The organism is Georgenia deserti (assembly GCF_042680605.1).
GTDB lineage: Bacteria > Actinomycetota > Actinomycetes > Actinomycetales > Actinomycetaceae > Allobogoriella > Allobogoriella deserti.
Genome location: NZ_JBHUEE010000006.1, coordinates 18236 through 40461, shown reverse-complemented (window position 1 = coordinate 40461; position 22226 = coordinate 18236). Strand labels below are relative to the sequence as shown.

Annotated in this window: 18 protein-coding genes; 10 read left to right on the top strand and 8 right to left on the bottom strand. The window is 67.4% G+C overall.

What is annotated here, in order from left to right; translation table 11 throughout:
- Positions 1 to 108: 108 nt before the first annotated feature.
- The 4 genes from trxB (at position 109) to ACFSE6_RS11785 (ending at position 4068) form a co-directional block, all read left to right on the top strand.
- Positions 109 to 1140, top strand: a complete 1032-nt coding sequence (gene trxB / locus ACFSE6_RS11800) for a thioredoxin-disulfide reductase (protein ID WP_388006986.1) — start codon at positions 109 to 111, stop codon at positions 1138 to 1140.
- 73 nt (positions 1141 to 1213) lie between these two features.
- On the top strand, positions 1214 to 1540 hold the full coding sequence (trxA, locus tag ACFSE6_RS11795; RefSeq protein WP_388006983.1) for a thioredoxin: 327 nt from the start codon (positions 1214 to 1216) through the stop codon (positions 1538 to 1540).
- Between the two features lie 174 nt (positions 1541 to 1714).
- Positions 1715 to 3085: an aminotransferase-like domain-containing protein gene (locus ACFSE6_RS11790; RefSeq protein WP_388006980.1), complete on the top strand. Its 1371-nt coding sequence runs from the start codon at positions 1715 to 1717 to the stop codon at positions 3083 to 3085.
- An 11-nt stretch (positions 3086 to 3096) separates the two neighbouring features.
- Positions 3097 to 4068: a D-alanine--D-alanine ligase family protein gene (locus ACFSE6_RS11785; RefSeq protein ID WP_388006977.1), complete on the top strand. Its 972-nt coding sequence runs from the start codon at positions 3097 to 3099 to the stop codon at positions 4066 to 4068.
- A gap of 149 nt (positions 4069 to 4217) precedes the next feature.
- Here ACFSE6_RS11785 and ACFSE6_RS11780 read toward each other — a convergent pair whose 3' ends face one another.
- The 8 genes from ACFSE6_RS11780 to rpmH all read right to left on the bottom strand — a co-directional run bounded on the left by ACFSE6_RS11780 (position 4218) and on the right by rpmH (position 13593).
- Positions 4218 to 5621: a ParB/RepB/Spo0J family partition protein gene (locus ACFSE6_RS11780; RefSeq protein ID WP_388006974.1), complete on the bottom strand. Its 1404-nt coding sequence runs from the start codon at positions 5619 to 5621 to the stop codon at positions 4218 to 4220.
- A complete protein-coding gene (locus tag ACFSE6_RS11775; RefSeq protein ID WP_388006971.1) occupies positions 5621 to 6550 on the bottom strand; it encodes a ParA family protein in 930 nt (309 codons plus the stop codon). Before ACFSE6_RS11775 ends, ACFSE6_RS11780 begins: the two co-directional genes overlap by 1 nt.
- 3664 nt (positions 6551 to 10214) lie before the next feature.
- A complete protein-coding gene (gene rsmG / locus ACFSE6_RS11770; RefSeq protein ID WP_388006968.1) occupies positions 10215 to 10853 on the bottom strand; it encodes a 16S rRNA (guanine(527)-N(7))-methyltransferase RsmG in 639 nt (212 codons plus the stop codon).
- Positions 10854 to 10858: 5 nt separating this feature from the next.
- Complete coding sequence (locus ACFSE6_RS11765) at positions 10859 to 11332, bottom strand: Jag family protein (protein ID WP_388007657.1); 474 nt, start codon at positions 11330 to 11332, stop codon at positions 10859 to 10861.
- A 130-nt stretch (positions 11333 to 11462) separates the two neighbouring features.
- Complete coding sequence (gene yidC, locus ACFSE6_RS11760) at positions 11463 to 12686, bottom strand: membrane protein insertase YidC (RefSeq protein WP_388006965.1); 1224 nt, start codon at positions 12684 to 12686, stop codon at positions 11463 to 11465.
- A 13-nt stretch (positions 12687 to 12699) separates the two neighbouring features.
- Positions 12700 to 13065 carry a membrane protein insertion efficiency factor YidD gene (gene yidD, locus ACFSE6_RS11755; protein ID WP_388006962.1) on the bottom strand — a complete coding sequence of 122 codons (366 nt, stop codon included), beginning with the start codon at positions 13063 to 13065 and terminating at the stop codon, positions 12700 to 12702.
- Positions 13062 to 13448, bottom strand: a complete 387-nt coding sequence (rnpA, locus tag ACFSE6_RS11750) for a ribonuclease P protein component (protein ID WP_388006959.1) — start codon at positions 13446 to 13448, stop codon at positions 13062 to 13064. The genes yidD and rnpA overlap by 4 nt, the downstream gene beginning before the upstream one ends.
- 7 nt (positions 13449 to 13455) lie before the next feature.
- Complete coding sequence (rpmH, locus tag ACFSE6_RS11745; protein WP_388006956.1) at positions 13456 to 13593, bottom strand: 50S ribosomal protein L34; 138 nt, start codon at positions 13591 to 13593, stop codon at positions 13456 to 13458.
- Positions 13594 to 13973: 380 nt separating this feature from the next.
- On the opposite strand from rpmH, the gene dnaA reads away from it, so the two are divergent.
- From dnaA to gyrB, 6 genes are all read left to right on the top strand, one after another.
- Positions 13974 to 15428: a chromosomal replication initiator protein DnaA gene (gene dnaA / locus ACFSE6_RS11740; protein ID WP_388006953.1), complete on the top strand. Its 1455-nt coding sequence runs from the start codon at positions 13974 to 13976 to the stop codon at positions 15426 to 15428.
- A 476-nt stretch (positions 15429 to 15904) separates the two neighbouring features.
- Complete coding sequence (dnaN, locus tag ACFSE6_RS11735) at positions 15905 to 17044, top strand: DNA polymerase III subunit beta (RefSeq protein ID WP_388006950.1); 1140 nt, start codon at positions 15905 to 15907, stop codon at positions 17042 to 17044.
- A 37-nt stretch (positions 17045 to 17081) separates the two neighbouring features.
- On the top strand, positions 17082 to 18014 hold the full coding sequence (gnd, locus tag ACFSE6_RS11730) for a phosphogluconate dehydrogenase (NAD(+)-dependent, decarboxylating) (protein WP_388006947.1): 933 nt from the start codon (positions 17082 to 17084) through the stop codon (positions 18012 to 18014).
- 24 nt (positions 18015 to 18038) lie between these two features.
- Positions 18039 to 19268 carry a DNA replication/repair protein RecF gene (gene recF, locus ACFSE6_RS11725; protein WP_388006944.1) on the top strand — a complete coding sequence of 410 codons (1230 nt, stop codon included), beginning with the start codon at positions 18039 to 18041 and terminating at the stop codon, positions 19266 to 19268.
- Between the two features lie 253 nt (positions 19269 to 19521).
- A complete protein-coding gene (locus tag ACFSE6_RS11720; protein ID WP_388006941.1) occupies positions 19522 to 19911 on the top strand; it encodes a DciA family protein in 390 nt (129 codons plus the stop codon).
- A 278-nt stretch (positions 19912 to 20189) separates the two neighbouring features.
- Positions 20190 to 22226, top strand: coding sequence for a DNA topoisomerase (ATP-hydrolyzing) subunit B (gene gyrB / locus ACFSE6_RS11715; protein ID WP_388007654.1), 2037 nt, complete (start codon positions 20190 to 20192; stop codon positions 22224 to 22226).

Sequence of the window (22226 nt, the reverse complement as noted above, 5' to 3'; positions counted from 1 at the left end):
GGGTCGGCTGAGCCGCTTCCGCCTGGCGGACCCACTCTTCGGTGCGGGAACAATGGGCGCCTACCATCGGTTCCATCGACGGACATCCATCAACCCCGTGAGGACGACATGGCTGCACAGGAGAACACGCCCGAGTTCAGGGACGTCGTGATCGTCGGATCCGGCCCGGCCGGCTACACCGCCGCGGTCTACGCGGCACGTGCCAACCTGCGGCCGGTGGTCTTCGCCGGGGCGATCACCGCCGGCGGTGCGCTGATGAACACCACCGACGTGGAGAACTTCCCGGGCTTCCCGGAGGGGATCATGGGCCCCGAGCTCATGTCGAACATGGAGAAGCAGGCGGAGCGGTTCGGTGCCGAGATCCGCTACGAAGACGTCGTCTCCGTCGACCTCACGGGCGAGACGAAGACCGTCACCACGGACGACGACGAGACCCTCACGGCCCGCGCCGTCATCCTCGCCAACGGGTCCGCCTACCGTGAGATCGGCCTGGAGGGCGAGAAGCGCCTGAGCGGGCGGGGCGTGTCCTGGTGCGCCACCTGCGACGGTTTCTTCTTCCGTGAGAAGCACGTCCTCGTCGTCGGTGGCGGGGACTCCGCGATGGAGGAGGCCACGTTCCTGACGAAGTTCGCCGACCGCGTGACGATCGTCCACCGGCGCGACGAGCTGCGGGCCTCGAAGATCATGGCCGAGCGCGCCATGGCGAACGAGAAGATCGACTTCGCCTGGAACAGCGAGGTGGTCGCCATCCACGGTGAGGACAAGGTCACCGGCGCGACGCTGCGGGACACCGTCACCGGCGAGGAGCGCGAGATCGAGGCCACCGGCCTGTTCGTGGCCATCGGGCACGACCCGCGGACCGAGATCCTGGCCGGACAGGTCGAGCTCGACCCGGAGGGTTACATCCTCGTCAAGCACCCGACCACCGAGACGAACGTGCCCGGCGTGTTCGCGTGCGGCGACGCCGTCGACCACATCTACCGCCAGGCGATCACCGCCGCCGGGACCGGCTGCTCCGCAGCACTGGACGCCGAGCGGTACCTCGCCGACCTCGACGAGGCCGGCCGTCCGCAGCCCGAGGCCGCCCAGACCGACGGCGCCGAGGCGGACACCGCCAAGGCCGAGAGCGCGCTGGTCTGAGCATCGGCGTACCGTCCGTGGGCCCGTCGCCGCGGACGGTACGCCGCGCCCGACAGCACGGAAGGAGTGTGCGATGAGCAGTGTCACCGAGGTCACCGACAGCACCTTCGATCGCGAGGTGCTGCAGTCCGACAAGCCGGTCCTGGTGGACTTCTGGGCCGACTGGTGCGGGCCGTGCAAGCAGATGTCGCCGATCGTCGAAGAGGTCGCGGCACAGCACGGCGAGGCCATGACGTTCGCCAAGCTGGACACCGAGTCCAACCCGGAGACGACGGCGAAGTACGGCGTCATCTCGATCCCGACGTTCAACGTCTACGTCGGCGGTGAGTTGGTGAAGTCGATCGTCGGCGCCAAACCGAAGAGGACGTTCACCGAGGAGCTTTCCGAGTACCTCGGCTGAGCGGTCAGCGCTGCGTCAGTTCTGCCGCGGAGCGACGCCCAGTCGCCGTGGTGATGTCCTCCCGTCCCGCGCGATCTAGCCACGCCGGACAGCCGACACGACGAACGCCGCGCCGGTGAGAGACTGCCCTCGACGCCGACGGATACGGCGCAGTCACCGACGAGAGGCAGGATCATGAACGCACCGGGTGTGCAGGCAGGGCACGGCGAGCACGGTCGGCGGGACGCCGCCGCTGCCGCCGCCGCTGCCGCCGGCACCCGGCTCGACCCCTGGTTCTCCGCCTACGCCGATCGGGCCCACGGCATGCGCGCCTCCGAGGTGCGGTCGCTCTTCGCCGTCGCGAATCGGCCCGAGGTGGTCTCGCTGGCCGGTGGGATGCCGAACATCGAGGGGCTTCCGCTGGACTTCCTGTCCGAGATGACGGCCAAGTTGCTGCGTGAGCGGGGCTCGAAGGCGCTGCAGTACGGCGGCGGACAGGGCGAGGAGGAGCTGCGTGAGCAGATCGTCGAGGTCATGCGGTACGACCACATCCACGCCCACCCCGACGACGTCGTCGTCACCACCGGATCGCAGCAGGCACTGGATCTGGTGGCGGAGATCTTCCTCGACCCGGGGGACGTCGTCGTCGCGGAGGCGCCCAGCTACGTCGGGGCTCTCGGCGTGTTCCGTGCCTACGAGGCCGACGTGGTGCACGTGCCGATGGACGACGACGGCCTGGTACCCGACCTCCTCGACGCGACACTCACCGAGCTGAAGAAGGCCGGCCGCCCCGTCAAACTGCTCTACACGGTGCCGAACTACCACAACCCTGCGGGCGTGACGCTCTCCGAGGAGCGGCGGCCGAGGATCGTGGAGATCTGCCGGCGCCACCACGTGCTCATCCTCGAGGACAACCCGTACGGACTCCTCGGCTTCGACGCGGACCCTATGCCGGCGCTGCAGAGCTACGACGCCGAGGGCGTGGTCTACCTCGGCTCGTTCTCCAAGACCTTCGCGCCGGGGTACCGGGTGGGCTGGGCTTTGGCGCCGCACGCGGTGCGAGAGAAGCTCGTGCTCGCCTCCGAGGCGGCGATCCTGTCGCCGACGATGATGGGGCAACTCTCCATCGCGACGTACCTGTCCTCCTACGACTGGTACAGCCAGGTGAAGAACTACCGTGCGATGTACCGCGAGCGCCGCGACGCGATGCTGTCCGCGCTCTCGGAGTTCCTACCCGAGGCGTCGTGGACGGTGCCGGAGGGCGGCTTCTACACCTGGGTCACGCTGCCCAGCGGCCTCGACGCGCAGGCGATGCTGCCGCGAGCGGTCACGAACCTCGTCGCCTACGTCTCCGGTACCGCGTTCTTCGCGGACGGCCAAGGGCACGGCAACATGCGGTTGTCGTTCTGCTACCCGACGCCGGAACGCATCCGCGAGGGCGTGCGGCGCCTCGCCGACGTCGTCCGGGACGAGGCCGAGCTGGTCCAGATGTTCGGCACCGGCCCGCATCCCCATCCACCGCGGCCCGGGGACAGTGTCGACTTCCCGTCCCCCGATCAGGTCTGAGGAAGGTGTCCATGAGCGAGCAGTCATCCGCCGGTGCGCGCACCCGGCCGTCGGTCGCGGTGCTGGCGGGCGGCCTGTCGCACGAGCGCGACGTCTCGATCCGGTCCGGTCGGCGGGTGGCCGGTGTGCTGCGGGACGCGGGGCTCGCGGTCCATGTCCTCGACGTCGATTCCGAGCTGCTGCCGCATCTGCGTCACATCCGGCCGGACGTCGTCTGGCCGCTGGTGCACGGCTCGACCGGCGAGGACGGGTCGCTGCAGAACCTGCTCGATCTGGTCGGCGTCCCGTACGTGGGCAGCGAGGCGGCCGCGTGCCGGCTTGCCTCCAGCAAGCCCGTCGCCAAGGCACTGCTGCGCCAGGCCGGTCTTCCGACGCCCGACCATGCGGCCCTGCCGCAATCGGTGTTCCGTGAGGTCGGTGCCCGCACAGTGCTCTCCGCTGTCGAGGACACGTTGGGCCTGCCGCTGATGGTCAAGCCGGCCGCCGGTGGATCTGCGCTCGGCGTCACCGAGGTCAGCTCGACCGACCAGCTTCCGGAGGCGATGGTGGCCTGCTTCGCCTACGGCGACGTCGCACTGCTCGAGCGGGCCGTCCGCGGCGTCGAGGTCGCGGTCTCGGTGATCGACGTCGAGGGCGAACCGCGCGCGTTGCCCGCCGTCGAGATCGTCACGGACGGTCCGTACGACTACGACGCGCGGTACAACCCGGGCCGGAGCGAGTTCTTCACTCCGGCCAGGCTGGACGAGGGCCAGACGTCAGCGGTCCAGGAGCTCGCCGTCGCGGTCCACCGGACGCTCGGCCTGCGACACGTGTCCCGGACGGACATGATCCTCGACGACGACGGCGTCGCCTGGTTCCTCGACGTCAACGTCGCCCCCGGGATGACCGAGACCTCCCTCTTCCCCCAGGCTGCGATCGCCGACCCGCGAGACCTCGCCGACATCTACGTGGACATCGTCAGCACCGCCGCCGTCCGGCCCTGACCACCCCCTCGTGTCGACTCGTCAATCTTGTGCCCACTTGTCGGATCCGTGCCCACTCGTCAAAGCTGTGCAGGTCGGACATTGCGGGTCGCGGGCAACTGCGATCCCCTGTCCCTCGGCATCGCGTGGCTCGGCTGGGCGGGCGCCGCTCAGTCGGTGTTCGGCTCCACGTGTTCGACGTCCGGCGCGAGCGAGTCGAGAATCCGGTTGAGGTCCTCGACCGACGCGAACTCGATGGCGATCTTTCCCTTGCGCTGGCCGAGATTGACCTTGACTCGGGTGTCGAGGCGGTCGGACAGGCGCGTCGCAAGTCGGTCGAGCTGCTCGGTGTGCGCGTTCGTCCGCGGCCGACGCCGCATCTCCGGCGCCACCGGTTCGTCACCCAGCGCGACGATCTCCTCGGTAGCCCGGACGCTAAGACCCTCGGCGACGATCCGCTGCGCCAATCGCTCCATGGCAGCGGCGTCGGAGAGACCGAGCAACGCGCGGGCGTGTCCGGCCGACAGTACGCCGGCGGCCACCCGTCGTTGCACTAACGGAGGCAGCTTCATCAGCCGCAGAGTGTTCGAGATCTGCGGACGCGAGCGTGCGATCCGGGTAGCGAGCTCGTCGTGCGTGCACCCGAAGTCCTCCAGCAGCTGGTTGTACGCTGCGGCTTCCTCCAGCGGGTTGAGGTTGGACCGGTGCAGGTTCTCGAGCAGAGCGTCGCGGAGGAGGTCGGCGTCGCTCGTCTCACGGATGACGGCAGGGATGGTCGAGCTGTCCGCCGCCCTCGCAGCGCGCCACCGCCGCTCGCCCATGATGAGCTCGTAGGCGACGCCGTCCTCGGTCGGCTCCGCCATGGGGCGCACGACGACCGGCTGCAGAACTCCGACCTCCCGGATCGACGCAGCCAGTTCTTCGAGCTCCTCCTCGTCGAAGACCTCACGAGGTTGCCGCGGGTTCGGCATGATCGCCTCGACCGGGAGCTCGGCGAACGTCGCTCCGGGGACCGGGACAAGCTCGGGCTCTGCAGAACCTGCCGCTGCGCCGTCGCCGGTCGCGGACGTGTCGTCCGTCGCGTCGCGGCCGGAGGAGTCGTGGCCGGAGGAGGACGACGCCGCGGTCCGTCGTCCGGTTGTCGCCTTCTTCCGAGAAGGAGCTGCCGCCTTCTCGGTCGGGGTACCGACCTGCTCGGTCGAGCCGTCCGCGTCGTCGTCCGCGTCGGCGGCGGCCGTGTTCGCTGCCGACGCGCGTCCTCGGTTGGACCGGGTACCTGAAGCCTTGCTCCCGGCCTTCGACTTGCTCCGCTTCTGGCCAGGTTCCATCAGGGACCGTGCCGAGCGGTTCTCGGAGCGTCCCGAGCTTGTCTGCTCTGGGGACTCGTTCGCCGCTGGGTCGTCCGCGGACTCCGCGGATCCAGAGCCCGAGAAGAAGACATCGACCGGGCGTGCGATCGTCGCCGTCGCGGCGGTGCCCGCCTGCTGGCCTGAGTCGGTTGCCTCGCCCTCAGGTGGGGCGGATGGGATCAGGGCACCGATCCCACGGCCAAGGCCTCGACGCTTCTCGCTCATCAGTTCTCCTTCTCGGCGGCGGCCGGTTGCCCGGTAGTGGTGGTAGCGCGTTCCGCGATCTCCTTCGCGGCCTCGAGATAGGCCAGCGCTCCCGTCGAACCCGCGTCGTAGGTGAGCACTGTCTGGCCGTAGCTGGGCGCTTCGGAAATGCGGACAGAGCGAGGGATGGTGGCATCCAAGGTCTCGCGGGGGAAGTGCTGCCGAACTTCGGCGGCAACTTCGCGCGCAAGGTTGGTCCGCTTGTCAAACATTGTCAACAATATTGTTGACACGTGCAGGTCTGGGTTGAGGTGGCCCCGGATGAGGTCGATGTTCTTGAGCAGCTGGCTCAGGCCTTCGAGTGCGTAGTACTCGCACTGGATGGGGATGATGACCTCCCTTGCCGCCACGAACGCATTGATCGTCAGCAGGCCGAGGCTCGGTGGGCAGTCGATGATGATGTAGTCGAAGCGCGGAAGCCCCTCCGATTCGCGCTTCTCCACGTGGTCGCGGATCGCGTTCCTCAACCGATTCTCGCGCGCGACCATCGAGACCAGTTCGATCTCCGCACCGGAGAGGTCGATGGTCGCCGGCGCCCCGTACAGGCCGGGGATGTCTTCGGCAGGCTGGATCACGTCGCCCAGGGCCGTGTCATTGATGATGACGTCGTAGATCGACGGAGTGCCCGCGTGATGCTCGAGGCCGAGAGCGGTCGAGGCGTTGCCCTGCGGGTCGTTATCTATCACGAGGACGTTGAGTCCGCCTGTTGCCAGCGCCGCGGCGATATTGACTGCTGTCGTGGTCTTCCCGACTCCGCCCTTTTGATTCGCGATGGTGAAAATCCTCGTCTCCACCGGCCTGAGAAACGTGGAGCCATGCAGCTCGATCCGCTTCCTCGCGTCTTCGGCGAGCTGGGCTGCCAGAGGAGTGGTGTCGTCGACGACGGGCACGCTTCGCAGAAGAGCCGCGCGGCGCCTATCGTCCGGCCCGCTACCGCTCTGACCTGCGGAAATACCATTCTGTGCAGCTGGTTCGTCCTGCGGAGGCACAGCGCACCCTTCACTCGGCGTGACGATCTCCCGCTATCGTAAATGAGCTTCTGCCGCGCTCCGCGCATCGCTGCGGCGGGTCGCTGTTCCACGTGAAACCCCACGCCTGGTGACGCACGTTTCCGCTGTGGTGACCGCCGGAAAGCGTCCAGCCCACAGCGTCTCTGTCATCGCCGGCGCAGGGCATCTCGGCGCGCCATGTCAGAGGCCCCTCAATCCTCCGCCCCACTCCTGGTGCTCCCATGGCCGTTCATCCCTGGTGAATCGCGCCCTTCGCGGCACAGCTGCCTGGTGAACTGTTCGGAGCGAAGCCGATCGGACTTAAGCGGCACACAACCGTTTCACGTGAATCAGGGCGCCCGGAGCGCGTCCGCCGGTCCGAGTTCTGGCTTCCTGTCGTTCCTCGCGGGAAACCAGAGGGCACACACCGCGCCACGGCCGCGGCTCTCGGGAGGACGCCTCACGTGCGGCATCGTCGACACCGACTAAGCGCAGATAGTTCCGAGAGCCGCTCCGGACGCACCCGTACGCCCGCCGACGGCGCCACCCGAGACGCGAGTTCAGCGCGCAACTGGGCAGTCACGGCGGACCAGCAGTCACAGTTTGACCACACACGAAGGGACGTACTCTGTTTCGGAAGGCGTGGGTGCTAGTTTCACGTGGAACGAACTCTTTGATCCCGTGAAGGGAACCCGCTTCTGCGGCATCTGGCGCCGGTCCGGGTAGGCCAAAGCCTGCCTCCGCCCCCACGGCGGACCGCGTACATCCATGCCGAAACACAGCCTCACGCTCTCCTCACCTGTGGAAGTTGCCTTCTCACACCGAACGCACCTGCGCGGTCGCTGCCGCGGAGGTCACGCATGGTGGTCACGCGGGCCCGGGGTCCTCCAGACCCTGGGGTTCCGCTCCCCGCCCACTCCAACAAGGACCGGTCCGTTCCACGTGAAACGTGTCGCAAGTCTGCCCGCGACGGCAATGGGACCCAGGTGTCCGGACGAACCAGTATCCGCGCGCTCCACACATCATGGGCGATCGGGCAAGCATTCGGCCGGCGACGCACCACACGTCCGCCCATGGCTGGCGATCGCTCGCGGTCGCCCACGACTTCCGTCGCGGGGGAGAGTTCGCCCCATCGACCGATCGTCGCACCGCATCTCGTCAGAGCCGCGGCGGGAGCAACTCTCCCCGCCGGCCACGCCAAGCAAGACCTTGGACGGTTCCACGTGAAACCACGACCACGATCGCTGCAAACCTGCGCGTGCTCCAGCAGTCCCCGTACCGGAGTGTCCACTAGGCAGCGCCCACTTAAGGCAACCGACCTGACGGCCAACACACCCTCCCGGCCCTAACAGGGACACGGTCGTGGTCACCGTTCCAGTAGTACGTCCTCGACGATGTCGAGACGCGACGTCGTGGAGGCCATCCCGCATGTACTCCCAGCCGCGATGGTCCGCATCTCCTGGGACGAGGGCCCGGACTTTGCGTACGCACCACATGACGGCGGGCAAGCGCACCCCGTGGTCGGGTCACGTGTATCGTGCCGAGATTCAACCATCGCCCACAGCAGTACGGGCGGAGTAGCGCCCGGTACCTACTCCGACTGCCACCGGAACTTATCGCCACGCCGGCCTCCGTCTAACCCTTTCCCGTTTCACGTGGAACGAACCGTCCTCATTCCGTGGCTGCACTCGTACGCCCATGATCCGCGCCCCAGGACGCATCGCGTCGTCCCCACGGCGGCACCTTTACCGCCGGGGCAAGCCCTGCCTCACGGACCGCTAGTCCAACACATAGGTGGCCAGGCGCGCTCCTAGCGAGGGAGGGTCGCCTCCAGCCACGGCCTTCCCAGGGGTTCTGCAAGGTGCGTGCATTCCGTGCCACCGCAGTCGTCGCGGGTTCACCTCCACCACCACACCTTCGCGGTACACCTGACGATCACGGACGCTGCGGCAATACCACGTACCGCCCTCGCTTCCCTCGCGTTTGTGTCGGTACCTCCGCCTCGTAGCGAACTACGTACCCGGCTCGCTTGCGTCGCGGTTTCACGTGGAACCCACCTGCCTGGATTCCGCCCGAGGGCCTCAGACGGGGGCCTACACCGAAACCGCACACAGCAAGCCAATCCACTTCGAACCGACGACCAGCGGCGCGACGCCCACGCGCATCGCCCGACGGTGCGTTCGAGCATCCGACCATCGTCCCTTGCCGGCACACGCGCCGCCGCTTCAATCCCAGGCCTCATCCGTGACCACGCATGCTGGCGTTCGAACCGCCTTCCGGTGGCGGGCGGCGCCAATGTCTAGCCCCGCCGTGCACTCTTCGTCAACGCATCAGACTCGTTAACGAGGCCGTGTCTCCCAGCGCGACGAACGCGGCGCTGACCCCATGTCGGCGTACGCACCGCCCTCGCACGGCTCATCCGGTCGACGTCGTTCCACGTGAAACCGCACTATCCATCCGACGGCGTCGCCGCGCGGTTTCGGAGCGAACTCCACTAGCGTCGGCATCCTCCGCGAGATCCGCCACTCGCGCAGCCCACTGGCATCCCCCCATGCGCGCCAGACGCGCCTGCCACAGTCGGGAGCCTCCGCCCGCAAGAGGATGCTCGCCACCACAGCACCTCAGCACGTAACCGCCATCACGGGAGTGGACCCTTGAGGCCTAGCGATCCCACCGTTCCACGTGAAACCCGACGCAATGTCCGTCATTCCGCCCTCGGGTCGCCCCAGCACGCTGAGTGACCCATCGGCGTTACGCAACACGTTCGACGCGGCGCATGCCTCTCCCAAGTCCACGTCACAGGCGGCAACACGCTACGAGAACTTGCTCAGCCTCTGTGCCCGATTTGCCCCTCCGACCGTCCCGGGCGAATCCTTCTGGTCAGCAGAAGGAACGACGCTGCCCACCGCTCACGCCTCCTGTGGGATAAACGCACCTTGGCCTTGCCCACCAGACACTGGCGAGACGACCTTGTTCCGCACTGTCCCTCCACGCACCCAGCAGTACCCCGGGGAGCTTCCGGGGGTAGCGCGGCATTCCCGCTAACACGACCCGCACCATTTCAGGACATGCCACGACCGAACACACCGTTCCCCGCGCACCAGCGGGTTCCACGTGAAACGGAACCCTCGATGTGCCTCCTTCGCAGCTTGCCAGTCGCGAGCCGACGCCGGACACCGACTGGCGCCGGTCTCGGCGAGTTCCGGCCGACGTCCGCCGCCGGCGGATCCCGCAGTCGGCCGCCGATGCTGGCAGCGTATGAAGAGCCGGCACATCATCGACCATTCGCGGGACTTCACCGTCGTTACACATGCACCGCGATCTCCACAGACTGGCGGGTGGTGAAGGCTGAACGACCGAACTGGCGATCGCTCAACCTGGGAACCGTGCGTCGCCACGATAGAAGCCGCGAGCATGATCGCCGTAGCCGCGCCAACTAGAGGGCAGGCATTCGGCGCACACGATCGACGACTCGGCACAACAATGACCACTCGGCACAGGAATGACGAGTCGGCGCGACAGTGACCACTCGCGCCCGCCAATAGACGCTAGTTGCTAATCGTTCTCAACGGCGTTTGGTTGCCACGACCACGGTCGTGGCCTCTGCCGCTTCGACAGGTCGAACCTCGTGCACCGCGACGTCGTCCATCCTGGCCTTCCTCAGGACGTACTTCGCAGCCTCGAGCTCTTCGGTTGCCCGCTGACCTTTGAGCGCCACCAATCGGCCGCTGGGACGGATCAGCGGGGACGTCCACCGGGCAAGCTTGTCCATCGCCGCCACCGCTCGCGCGGTCACCACATCGAACGTCGCCCGCCCGTGCAGTTCCTCAGCGCGGGCATGCTGCACCGTCACGTTGTCGAGATCCAGTTCCTCGAGCACGTCGGTCAGCCATCTCACCCGACGTTCCATCGGCTCCACGAGGTGGATGTCGAGATCCGGACGCATAACGGCCAGAACCACGCCGGGAAAGCCCGCGCCGGTTCCCACGTCGGCCACGCTTGCTGCAGAACCTACGAACGGTTCGACCGCCGCAGAGTTCACGATGTGCCGACTCCACAGGCGCGGTAGCTCGCGGGGGCCGATGAGCCCGCGCAGCTCACCCTCCTCCGCGAGCATCTGCGCGAAGTGCTCGATCGGAGCCCACGCGAGTCCGAACAGCTCACGTACCCCCGCCGGCGGCTCTTCCAGCTCGGGCGCAGTCATCAGCGCTAGGCGGGGTGCACCACGACGTGCCGGTCCGACTCCGCTCCCTCCGAGTCACTCACCAGGCCCGCCGCAGCCACGACGTCATGGACGACCTTCCGCTCGAACGGATTCATCGGGTCCAGGTGTTCGTCCTGGCCCGACTCCTTCACACGCGCGATCGCCGCTTCAGCCATCTGCGTCAGTTCCGCCTTGCGTCCTCGTCGGTAGCCCGCGATGTCCAGCATGAGCCGGCTCCGCTCGCCCGTCTTCGCTTGGACCGCTAGCCGCGTCAGTTCCTGCAGCGCGTCGAGCACCTCACCATCTTTACCCACCAAGCGCTTGAGCCACCGTGATCCCGTCTCCTCCGAGACCACCTCGACCGCCGCCCGGCCGTGGTCGACGTCGATATCGATGTCACCGTCGAGATCCGCGATGTCGAGGAGCTCCTCGAGGTAATCCGCGGCGATCTCGCCCTCCTCCTCGAGGCGCTTGACCATGTCGGCCTCAGCCTGTCCCACCGACTCGGTCACGGTTTCAGTCTCCTCGCTCACAGTGGTACCTCCAGTTGCCGCGTGGGCGGCGTCGTCGATCTCAGCGATGTGTCCTGCATCAGGACCGTTCCGCCGCCTACTTCTTACGGCCCTGGTTCTTCGCCTGGGCCTTCCTCTTCGCCGCGGCCGCCCGTCGCTGCGCGGCCCGTTCGTCGTAGCGCTTCTGTGCCCGTTCTGCAGGAGTGAGTCCATCCTTGCCGATCGGGCCCTCGTCCGCAGAGGCTGCCGAAGCGGCGGACTCCCCACTCCCGGCGTCGCCACTCGCAGCCGCGGCCGGCTCTCCGTTCGAGGCCGACGCGGTACCAGACGTACTCGCCGGACGGCTCCCGCCCGACTTCTTCGCGCGGTCCTTGCGCTTCGGTTGCACCCGCTGACCCGACGGCTTCGAGCCCTCGCTCACCCCATCGTCCGGCTGCTTGTTCTCCTCCTCCAGCGGAGGAAGGCCCTTGCGCTCCCGCTTCTTGGCGATCCGCTCCTGTCGGGCCTCGTATGCCTCCGACCCCGGCGCCGGCTGACGACGGATCGTGTAGAACTGCTGACCCATCGTCCACATGTTGGAAATGGTCCAGTAAATGAGGACACCGATCGGGAAATACACTCCGGAGAAGGCAAAGATGAACGGAAAGATGTACATCAACATGCGTTGTTGACGTGCCATCGGATTGTCCAGAGCCGACTGCGGCATGTTCTTCATCGTCAACTGCCGCTGCGAGAAGAACATCGTCGCCGACATGATGACGATCATCACCGCGGCAACGATCTTGACCGTGATATCTGGGGACTGGAGGAACGTCTCCGAAATCCGGGCGCCGAAGAGCGTCGAACTCTCCGCCTGTGCGGCGTATTCCTGGGTCAGCGGCCCGATCGAATCGCGCGGGTACTCGCCGACGGATAGCGGTCCGAGTGAGTGCAATACCCGGAACAGTGCGAAGAAGATCGGCATCTGCAGCAGAATTGGCAAGCACGACGCGAAGGGATTCGTCCCGTGCTTGCGATACAGCTCCATCATTTCCTGCTGCATCTTCTGGCGCGAGGCGGGGTCCGTCTTCCCCTTGTACTTCTTCTGGAGTTTCTGCATCTCGGGCTGGACGAGCTGCATCCCGCGTTGCGCTTTGATCTGCTTGAAGAACAGCGGAATGATCAGGATCCTGATCACCACGGTCAGACCGACGATCGAGAGCACCCACGCGGCACCGGACCCCTCGGTCATGCCGAGCCACACGAGCAGGTCGTGCACTCCGACCATGATCCAGGCCACGGCGACCTTGATCGGGTAGAGAATTGTGTCGAACCAGTCCATGCGGTGTGTGCTCCTAGTAATCCTGCGGCGCGTGCGATCGCGCCCCACGCGTATCTGCCCCGAGGGTACGTGCTCCGGCGTCAGGACCCGAACCACCGGGCACACCCGGCTCCGGTGTCCCGCCCCGGTTCGACCACCGGCCGCGGGGTGGAACGTGGTCGACACCTCCCGCGCTCCATGGGTGGCACCGCAGCACCCGCCCCACGGCGAGCGCCGTACCCTTCAGCGGACCGTGCCGTCGGAGCGCGGTGATCGCGTAGGCCGAACACGAGGGGTAGTAACGGCACGTCTGGGGAAACCACGGCGAGACGATCGTCTGGTACCCCCGCACGAGGACAACGAGTAGCCAAGTCAGCGGGTTCCGTGACCGCGTCCTCATCGGTTCACGCTCGATCTGGCTCCACGACGCTGCGCCTTGTGCAACGCGACGTCCACGTCCCGGGCCAACTCGGCGCTCGTGGCCCGTGACGCTGCGGGAAGAGCCCGGACAACGATCCTGGTTCCAGGCCACAGCTGGCTCACACGGTCTCGCATGACATGGCGCAGCCGACGCTTGACCCTGTTGCGCGAGACCGCGTCACCCACCGCCCGCGGCACGACAAAGCCGACGAGCACCGGGTTCTCGTCCCGGTCGCTCGCCGGCGCCGAAGGGCCTGAGCCCGCCACATGCACGACGACCCGCCGTGCCCCGCCTCGCGCCCCCCGGCGAACTGCGTCGGTGAAGTCCTCCGACCGGCGCAGCCGATTCCGGGTCGGCAGCACTCGCGGGTCAGGCGGAGATCTTGGCGCGACCCTTGCGGCGACGCGCGGAAAGGATGGCGCGGCCGGCCCGGGTGCGCATGCGCAGGCGGAACCCGTGCACCTTGGCCCGGCGCCGGTTGTTCGGCTGGAAAGTGCGCTTGCTCACGGCTTACTCCAAAACGCTCGGTCTTCGTCAGGCCCCGCGTTCCGGGGCAGAAAGGCTCTGCTCGCGTTCTCAGGTCCGACACACGACACACGCCGCGGGCACACCACAAGATCCGTCGAGACGGCCTGTTCACGATACGCGAGGCCGATGAGGGGGTCAATCACGGGCGGCCGTGCACACCTGTGGACCGAGCCACATCAACCATCGCGTGAAGCCCGACCGCGAGTGTGCCAACAGAGCCGCACAGTCTCGCGGGTCCTGCGCGGTGAGGACTTACCCACACTTGTGGACAACTGTGTGGACGAGGCACTGTCATGGGACACTGCTGTCTTCAGCCTCGTCGATGGAGACGCCGACCGTACACGCCCGGGGGGACTCAGTTGCCGGAGAACGAACCGATCACCGAGAGCTGGGCACGGGCGGTCGACCTGCTCACCTCCCGGGGAGAGATCGGCCGAGCCCAGCTCGCCTTCGTCGGCCTGACCCGTCCTCTCGGTGTCATCGACGGCACCATCCTGCTCGCCGTCCCGAGCGATTTCGCCAAGGATTTCCTTGAGACCCGCGCACGAGTGCCCATCACCGAGGCACTGGCCGAGGTCGTCGGTGAACCGGTCCGCTTCGCCGTCACGGTCGATCCCACCCTGGAGGACGCTCCCGCGCCGGCCGCTCCGGCCCAGGACGCTGAGCCGGAGCCCAGCCCGCCGTCCGCCCGCACCCCGGCCCGGGCACCGGAGGAGCGTCCCTTCCCCCAGCGCTCCGCCGCCGACCGCGGCAGCTCGGTCGAGGACGGCATCGACTCCGCACGGCTGAACCCGAAGTACACCTTCGAAACGTTCGTGACCGGGTCCTCGAACCGGTTCGCCCACGCAGCTGCAACGGCGGTCGCCGAGGCGCCGGCCAAGGCCTACAACCCCTTGTTCATCTACGGCGGTTCCGGTCTCGGTAAGACGCATCTGCTGCACGCCATCGGCCATTACGGTCGCAATCTGTATCCGGGCATCCGGGTGCGGTACGTCAACTCCGAAGAGTTCACGAACGACTTCATCAATTCGATCCGCGACGACAAGGCAGAAGCGTTCCAGCGCCGCTACCGCAACGTCGACGTCCTGCTCGTCGACGACATCCAGTTCCTGGGTGGCAAAGAGCAGACCGTTGAGGAGTTCTTCCATACCTTCAACTCGCTCCACAACGACAACAAGCAAGTAGTCATCACCTCGGACCTACCCCCGAAGCAGCTCGAAGGGTTCGAGGACCGCCTGCGTTCCCGGTTCGAGTGGGGTCTGCTCACCGACGTCCAACCACCGGATCTGGAAACCCGGATCGCGATCCTCCGGAAGAAGGCGGTCAACGAGAATCTGCAGGCCTCGCCCGAGGTCCTCGAGTACATCGCCTCGCGCATCTCGACGAACATCCGCGAGCTCGAGGGCGCACTGATCCGCGTCACGGCATTCGCGAATCTCAATCGTCAGCCGGTCGAGCTCTCCCTCGCCGAGATGGTCCTCAAGGACCTCATCACCGACCCGGAGGGTGAGGACATCACGCCGTCGCTCATCATGAGCCAGACGGCGAACTACTTCTCGATCACCATCGAGGCCTTGTGTTCCGCCGACCGGTCACGGGTGCTCGTCAACGCGCGCCAGATCGCGATGTACCTCTGCCGTGAGCTGACCGACCTCTCGCTGCCGAAGATCGGTCAGCTCTTCGGCGGCCGCGACCACACCACCGTCATGCACGCCAACCGCAAGATCCGTGAGCAGATGGCCGAGAAGCGGTCGACGTTCAACCAGGTCACGGAACTGACGAACCGCATCAAGCAGAAGGCGCGCAGTTCCTGAGCTCACATTGCGGCTACGTCCCCGCCCGCGTACCGAGACGGCTCTTGTCATCACCGCGCCTTCACGGGTACGCGATTCACAGCTGTGCACAAGTCTGTGGACGAACGTGGACAACCCCGCGCCGAACAGTGGACGAATGACAAGCTTCCGGTGGACGTGTGTGGTGCAGAACGTCAGGATCCACTGCCACCGGCCGTCGCCCACACGTGTGATCACCACGCCGCCCACAGCGCCACCCGCCGTCTGACCAGCAGAAACACTCGATCTCCACAGAGTCCACAACGGCTATGACGCTGATGACCCTGTAAGACCGATCGAGATGTGGAGAACCACCAAGGCCCGGCCGGCGCGGATGACTCACATCGGATGTCGTTCCACCTACCGAGCCTCCCGCTCACTCGCATAAGGTTGCTGTCTGCGCCGTGTGCACGACCGCCCGCGGCGCGGGCACCGTCGTCGAGAGAGGGTCATCCATCGTGAAGTTTCGGGTCGAACGTGACGTGCTCACCGAGGCTGTCACCTGGACGGCACGTTCCCTCCCGACGCGGCCGCCCGTGCCCGTGCTCGCCGGCGTCCGACTCGAAGCCTCCACCGAAGGCACCCTCACCTTGTCGAGTTTCGACTATGAGGTCTCGGCGCGATCCCAGACACCCGCTGAGGTCGAGGTCGACGGCGTGGTCCTCGTGTCCGGACGGCTGCTGGCCGACATCTGCAAGGCCCTGCCCGCCAAGCCGGTCGAGGTCGAACTCGACGGATCCAAGGTTGTCCTCACCTGTGGCGCGTCGCGGTTCACGCTGCTGACAATGCCCGTCGACGACTATCCCGCCCTTCCTGCGCTTCCGGAACTCACCGGCAGCATCGATGCCGACGTCTTCGCCGAGGCCGTCGCACAGGTGACCATCGCGGCCAGCCGGGACGAGACGCTGCCGCTGCTCACCGGTGTACGTGTGGAGATCGAGGGCGAGAAGATGACGCTCCTGGCGACCGACCGTTACCGCCTCGCGCTGCGTGAGCTCGCGTGGCACCCCGCCTCACCGTCGGTCTCCACCGCGGCCCTCGTCCGTGCCAGGACCCTGTCCGACGTCGCGAAGTCGATGACGTCGGCCGGCCAGGTCGACGTTGCGCTCGCTGCGGACGGTGCGTCCGGCCCGGCCGCGTTGGTCGGATTCGAGGCCGGCGGACGGCGCACCACGTCGCTACTGGTCGAGGGCGACTACCCGCCGGTGCGGCGACTCTTCCCGGATTCGACGACGTCCTACGCTGTCGTCGCCACCCAGCAGCTCATCGACGCCGCACGCCGCGTCAGCCTGGTGGCCGAACGAAACACCCCGGTGCGGATGTCGTTCAGTGAAGGCCAGGTGGTCCTCGAGGCGGGGCAAGGGGACGACGCGCAGGCCTCCGAGGCGCTCGAGGCGTCCTTCACCGGCGAGGACATCACGACCGCGTTCAACCCGTTCTACCTTCTCGACGGTCTCGGGGCGCTGACCACCCCGTTCGTCAGGATGTCGTTCACCCATCCGTCGAAGCCGGCCGTCATGACCGGTCAGGCGGAGCTCGAGGGCGACGACGAGTCCGCGTTCCGCTATCTGTTGATGCCGATCCGTTTCGCGGGCTGACCGACATAGCGACACCAGCTTCGAAAGAGGGATCCATATGCACATCGGCATGGTCGGCCTGGGCCGCATGGGCGGGAACATGGCCGAACGTCTTCGGGCCGCCGGGATCGAGGTGACCGGGTTCGACATGGACCCGAACACCACGGAGGTCGCCACCCTCGCTGATCTTGTAGCGGCGGTGCCGTCTCCGCGTCGGGTGATCTGGGTCATGGTGCCGGCCGGGGACCCGACGGCCGCGGTGCTCCGCGACCTGGCCGATCTGCTCGATGAGGGCGACGTCGTTGTCGAAGGCGGCAACTCCCACTTCCAGGACGACCGTGACAACGCCGCGACCTTGTCCGCACAAGGCGTGAAGTACGTCGACGTCGGTGTCTCCGGCGGCATCTGGGGCCGGGACAACGGCTACGGCCTCATGGCAGGCGGCGATACCGAAGACATCGAGTTGCTGCTCCCGGTCTTCGACGCGCTGCGGCCGGAGGGTCCGCGCGAGGAAGGGTTCGTCCACGCCGGTCCGGTCGGCGCCGGGCACTACGCGAAGATGGTGCACAACGGCATCGAGTACGGCCTGATGCAGGCGTACGCCGAGGGCTACCAGCTCCTCGAGGCCCGCGAGGACCTCATCCCGGACGTGGCACCGGTGATGAACGCCTGGCGCCGAGGCACCGTGGTGCGGTCGTGGCTGCTGGATCTCATGGTCCGGGCGGTCCAGGAGGATCCCGGGCTGGATGACATCACCGGCTGGGTCGAGGATTCGGGCGAAGGCCGCTGGACCATCATGGAAGCCATCGACGACGCCGTACCGGTGCCGGTGATCTCGGCCGCCTTGTTCGCGCGGTTCTCCTCGCGCCTGCCGAACTCCTCCGCCATGCGTGCGGTGGCAGCATTGCGGCAGCAGTTCGGGGGCCACGCCGTGCGGCCGGCCGAGCAGGGCACTGCCGGGACGCCGGATCCCGCGGCCACCGAGGACTGAGACCACCGCAGAAGGAGGGCGCGGATGTATGTGTCCGACCTCGCCCTCGACGACTTCCGCTCCTACGACGAGCTCGTGCTCGCACTGGAGCCGGGCGTCACGGCGTTCATCGGCCCGAACGGTCAGGGCAAGACCAACCTGGTCGAGGCGATCGCCTATCTCTCGACGTTCTCGAGCCACCGTGTGGCGGCCGACGCCGCCCTGGTGCGCCAAGGCACCACTGGCGCGGTCGTGCGTGCCAAGGTGGTTCACGGCGAACGCCCGAGTGTCGTCGAGCTCGAGATCGTCGCCGGCAAGGCGAACCGCGCGCGGCTGAATCGCACGGCCGTGCGTACCCGCGAAGCTCTCGGAGTGGTCCGCACCGTCGTCTTCGCGCCGGAGGATCTCGAGCTCGTCAAGGGAGACCCCGGGAGCCGCCGGCGGTTTCTCGACGACCTCGTCGTCCTGTTGACGCCCCGCCTGGCGGCCCTGCGCAGCGAGTACGACAAGGTGCTGCGGCAACGTGTGGCGCTACTGAAATCGGCGGGAGCGGCACGTCGGCGCGGAGGCCGGGAAGACAGCGGCACGCTCGAGGTCTGGGACGCCCAGCTCGCCGACGTCGGCGCACAACTGGTGGCGGCACGCGCCGAGGTGGTGCGGCTCCTGCGACCGCATGTCGCAGCGGCGTACGAGCAGGTCAGTTCGGGGCAGGGTCCGGCACGGATCGACTACCGCGCGAGCATCGACGTCGTCGACGAGGTTCCGGATCCGGACACGGCGCTGCTGGGTGATCCGGGCGAGGCCGGCGATTCCGCGCGGGCGACCGTGGACGAGCGCGAGAAAGCCCTGCGGGACACCACAGCGGTCCGGGACCGACTGCTCGCAGCCATGGGGCGGCTGCGCGAGAAGGAGATCGAACGCGGCGTCGCACTCGTCGGCCCCCATCGCGACGACCTCGCGCTCACGCTCGGCACGCTCCCCGCCCGAGGCTTTGCCAGTCACGGTGAATCCTGGTCTTACGCCCTGGCTCTGCGCCTGGGCTCCTACCAGGTCCTCCGTGAGGACGACACCTCACCGTGGGGGCCTGACGGCGAGCCCGTCCTCATCCTCGACGACGTGTTCGCCGAACTGGACTCGCGGCGTCGTGCCCGGCTCGCCGAGCTGGTCGCGGCGAGCCAGCAGGTCCTCATCACCGCTGCGGTGGCCGAGGACGTGCCCGACGGACTGGCCGGCGCGCGATTCGACGTACGCGACGGGGCGGTGACCCGTGTCTGACCAGACCTGTCCCCTTGCGGAACCGGACCCATCGGGCCGGTCTGAAGATCCGGGCGCCTCGGCCTCAGGAGGCGATCACGAGCAGGACGACGCCGTCGCGCGTCTCGCGCTGGAGCGGGCCCGCGAAGCGGCCCGCGCGCAGGGGTACCGGCGCACCCGGCGGCGCCGCCCGTCCAGCGGTCCGACGGGCGCGGCAGACCCCGCCGATCCTGCCGGCGGTGACGAACCGTCATCGTGGCGACCAGGCCCGGGGATGGGCCACGCGATCTCTGGTCCCGGGCCGTCCCGGCGCGACCCGCAGCCACTGGGTGGAATCGCGGAGCGGATGCTGCTCGAACGCGGCTGGAGCGTGCCGGTCAACGTCGGCGGCGTGGTCGGTCGCTGGCGCGAGGTGGTCGGCGACCAGGTGGCCGATCACTGCGAGGTGGAGACCTTCGACGACGGAGCGCTGGTGCTGCGCACCACCTCGACCGCGTGGGCGACACAGGTACGCCTGCTGATCCCGCAGCTCGAGAAGCGCCTCGCCGAGGAGGTCGGCGACGGTGTCGTCACCTCGATCACGGTCCTCGGTCCGGGCGGTCCGAGCTGGAAGTACGGCCGGCGCTCGGTACGTGGTCGTGGGCCCCGCGACACGTACGGCTAGTCGGACTGTCGCGTCACATCGACCTCCATCGGCAGCGCGACACGGTGCTGTGGATAACGCTGTGGATATTCGGAGTTTTCCGCGTCGGCGCTGTAGAATGGACCGACCCGCCCACAGCATGCGTCAGCGTGCCGTGGGTCCATGCGGTGGCCGCACACCCGGGTGCCGAAACCTGAGTGCGGCGGCGCGCTGCCCGCGAGACGAGGAGAGCCTACGACGTGGCTGACCACCGTGCCGAAGCTGCCGATCATCCCGACAACACGGACGCTCCACCGGTAGTGCCGGCACCATCGGTCTCCAGCCCCGGAACCGTACCGCCCGACCAGGCCTACGGAGCCGAGAACATCACCGTTCTCGAGGGGCTCGAAGCCGTCCGCAAGCGTCCCGGCATGTACATCGGCTCCACCGGAGAACGCGGTCTGCACCACATGGTGCAGGAGGTCGTCGACAACTCCGTCGACGAGGCGCTCGCGGGGTACTGCGACCGGATCGAGGTCACGATCCTGCCCGACGGCGGAGTCCGGGTGGTCGACAACGGCCGCGGCATCCCGGTGGGCGTCATCGAGTCCGAGGGCAAGCCCGCCGTCGAGGTGGTGCTGACGGTCCTACACGCCGGGGGCAAGTTCGGCGGCGGCGGGTACGCCGTCTCCGGTGGCCTGCACGGCGTGGGCGTCTCGGTGGTCAACGCGCTGTCCCACCGCCTCCAGGTCGAGGTCAAGACAGACGGTCACGTCTGGACCATGGGTTTCGTCGACGGGATCCCCACCGGCCCGTTGAGCAAGGGCGAGCCGACCGAGGAGACCGGTACCGCCGTCACCTTCTGGGCCAACGACGACATCTTCGAGACCACGGACTACAACTTCGAGACGCTTCGTGGTCGGTTCCAGCAGATGGCCTTCCTCAACAAGGGACTGGAGATCACGCTCATCGACGAGCGCTCGGGTGTCACCGACGTCGGCGACGAGATCACCGGTGACGAGGCGGGCACCGAGGACGACCACCGTCCCGGCCACCGCGAGGTGACCTTCAAGTACGACAACGGCCTCATCGACTACGTCGAGCACCTCAATTCGACCAAGCGGGTCGAGGCGATCAACCCGGAGATCATCAGCCTGGAGGCGGAGGACACCGACAAGGAGATCTCCCTGGAGATCGCCATGCAGTGGACCTCAGGGTTCTCCGAGTCCGTGCACAGTTACGCGAACACCATCAACACCACCGAGGGCGGCACGCACGAAGAGGGGTTCCGTGCAGCGCTGACCTCGCTGATGAACAAGTACGCGCGTGACAAGGGGCTGCTGAAGGAGAAGGACGACAACCTCGTCGGCGAGGACATCCGGGAGGGACTGACCGCTGTCATCTCCGTCAAACTCGGCGAGCCGCAGTTCGAGGGGCAGACCAAGACCAAGCTCGGCAACACCGAGGCGCGCACGTTCGTCCAGACCCAGCTGTACGGGCACCTGGGCGATTGGCTCGACTCGCACCCGAACGAGGCGCGGGACATCTTCCGCAAGTCGCAGCAGGCTGCCGCCGCCCGTCTGGCGGCGCGCAAGGCCCGCGAGGCGACGCGCCGCAAGGGTCTGCTGGAGTCGGTGTCGATGCCGGGCAAGCTCAAGGACTGCTCGAGCCGCGACGCCCGGGTCTCGGAGATCTTCCTCGTCGAGGGTGATTCCGCCGGCGGTTCCGCCGTGCAGGGGCGCGACCCCGAGCACCAAGCGATCCTTCCGCTGCGCGGCAAGATCCTCAACGTCGAGAAGGCCCGGCTGGACCGTGCGCTCGGCAACGCCGAGATCCAGGCGCTCATCACTGCGTTCGGTACGGGCATCGGCGAGGAGTTCGACATCGCCAAGCTGCGCTACCACAAGATCGTGCTCATGGCCGATGCCGACGTCGACGGTCAGCACATCGCGACGCTGCTGCTCACTTTGCTGTTCCGCTACATGAAGCCCCTCGTCGAGGGCGGACACGTCTACCTGGCGCAGCCGCCGTTGTACCGGCTGAAGTGGACGAACGCCGAGCACCAGTACGTGTACTCGGACCGCGAGAAGGATGCCCTCCTCGCTGAGGGCGCGCGCGCCGGCAACCGGCTGCCGAAGGAGGGGGGCGTCCAGCGGTACAAGGGCCTCGGCGAGATGAACGATCAGGAGCTGTGGGAGACGACGATGAATCCCGAGACGCGCACCCTGCGTCAGGTGACCATCGACGACGCCGCTGCTGCGGATGAGATGTTCTCCATCCTCATGGGTGAGGACGTGGAGTCGCGGCGGACGTTCATCCAGCGCAACGCCCACGACGTCCGGTTCTTGGACATATGA

Bases quoted from the DNA above. Each gene is read 5' to 3' on its own strand.
- trxA (WP_388006983.1), top strand. From the start codon at position 1,214: ATGAGCAGTGTCACCGAGGTCACCGACAGCACCTTCGATCGCGAGGTG.
- ACFSE6_RS11785 (WP_388006977.1), top strand. From the start codon at position 3,097: ATGAGCGAGCAGTCATCCGCCGGTGCGCGCACCCGGCCGTCGGTCGCG.
- ACFSE6_RS11720 (WP_388006941.1), top strand. From the start codon at position 19,522: ATGGGCCACGCGATCTCTGGTCCCGGGCCGTCCCGGCGCGACCCGCAG.
- ACFSE6_RS11790 (WP_388006980.1), top strand. From the start codon at position 1,715: ATGAACGCACCGGGTGTGCAGGCAGGGCACGGCGAGCACGGTCGGCGG.
- trxB (WP_388006986.1), top strand. From the start codon at position 109: ATGGCTGCACAGGAGAACACGCCCGAGTTCAGGGACGTCGTGATCGTC.
- ACFSE6_RS11780 (WP_388006974.1), bottom strand. From the start codon at position 5,621: ATGAGCGAGAAGCGTCGAGGCCTTGGCCGTGGGATCGGTGCCCTGATC.
- recF (WP_388006944.1), top strand. From the start codon at position 18,039: ATGTATGTGTCCGACCTCGCCCTCGACGACTTCCGCTCCTACGACGAG.
- ACFSE6_RS11765 (WP_388007657.1), bottom strand. From the start codon at position 11,332: ATGGTCAAGCGCCTCGAGGAGGAGGGCGAGATCGCCGCGGATTACCTC.
- gnd (WP_388006947.1), top strand. From the start codon at position 17,082: ATGCACATCGGCATGGTCGGCCTGGGCCGCATGGGCGGGAACATGGCC.
- rsmG (WP_388006968.1), bottom strand. From the start codon at position 10,853: ATGACTGCGCCCGAGCTGGAAGAGCCGCCGGCGGGGGTACGTGAGCTG.
- yidD (WP_388006962.1), bottom strand. From the start codon at position 13,065: ATGAGGACGCGGTCACGGAACCCGCTGACTTGGCTACTCGTTGTCCTC.
- yidC (WP_388006965.1), bottom strand. From the start codon at position 12,686: ATGGACTGGTTCGACACAATTCTCTACCCGATCAAGGTCGCCGTGGCC.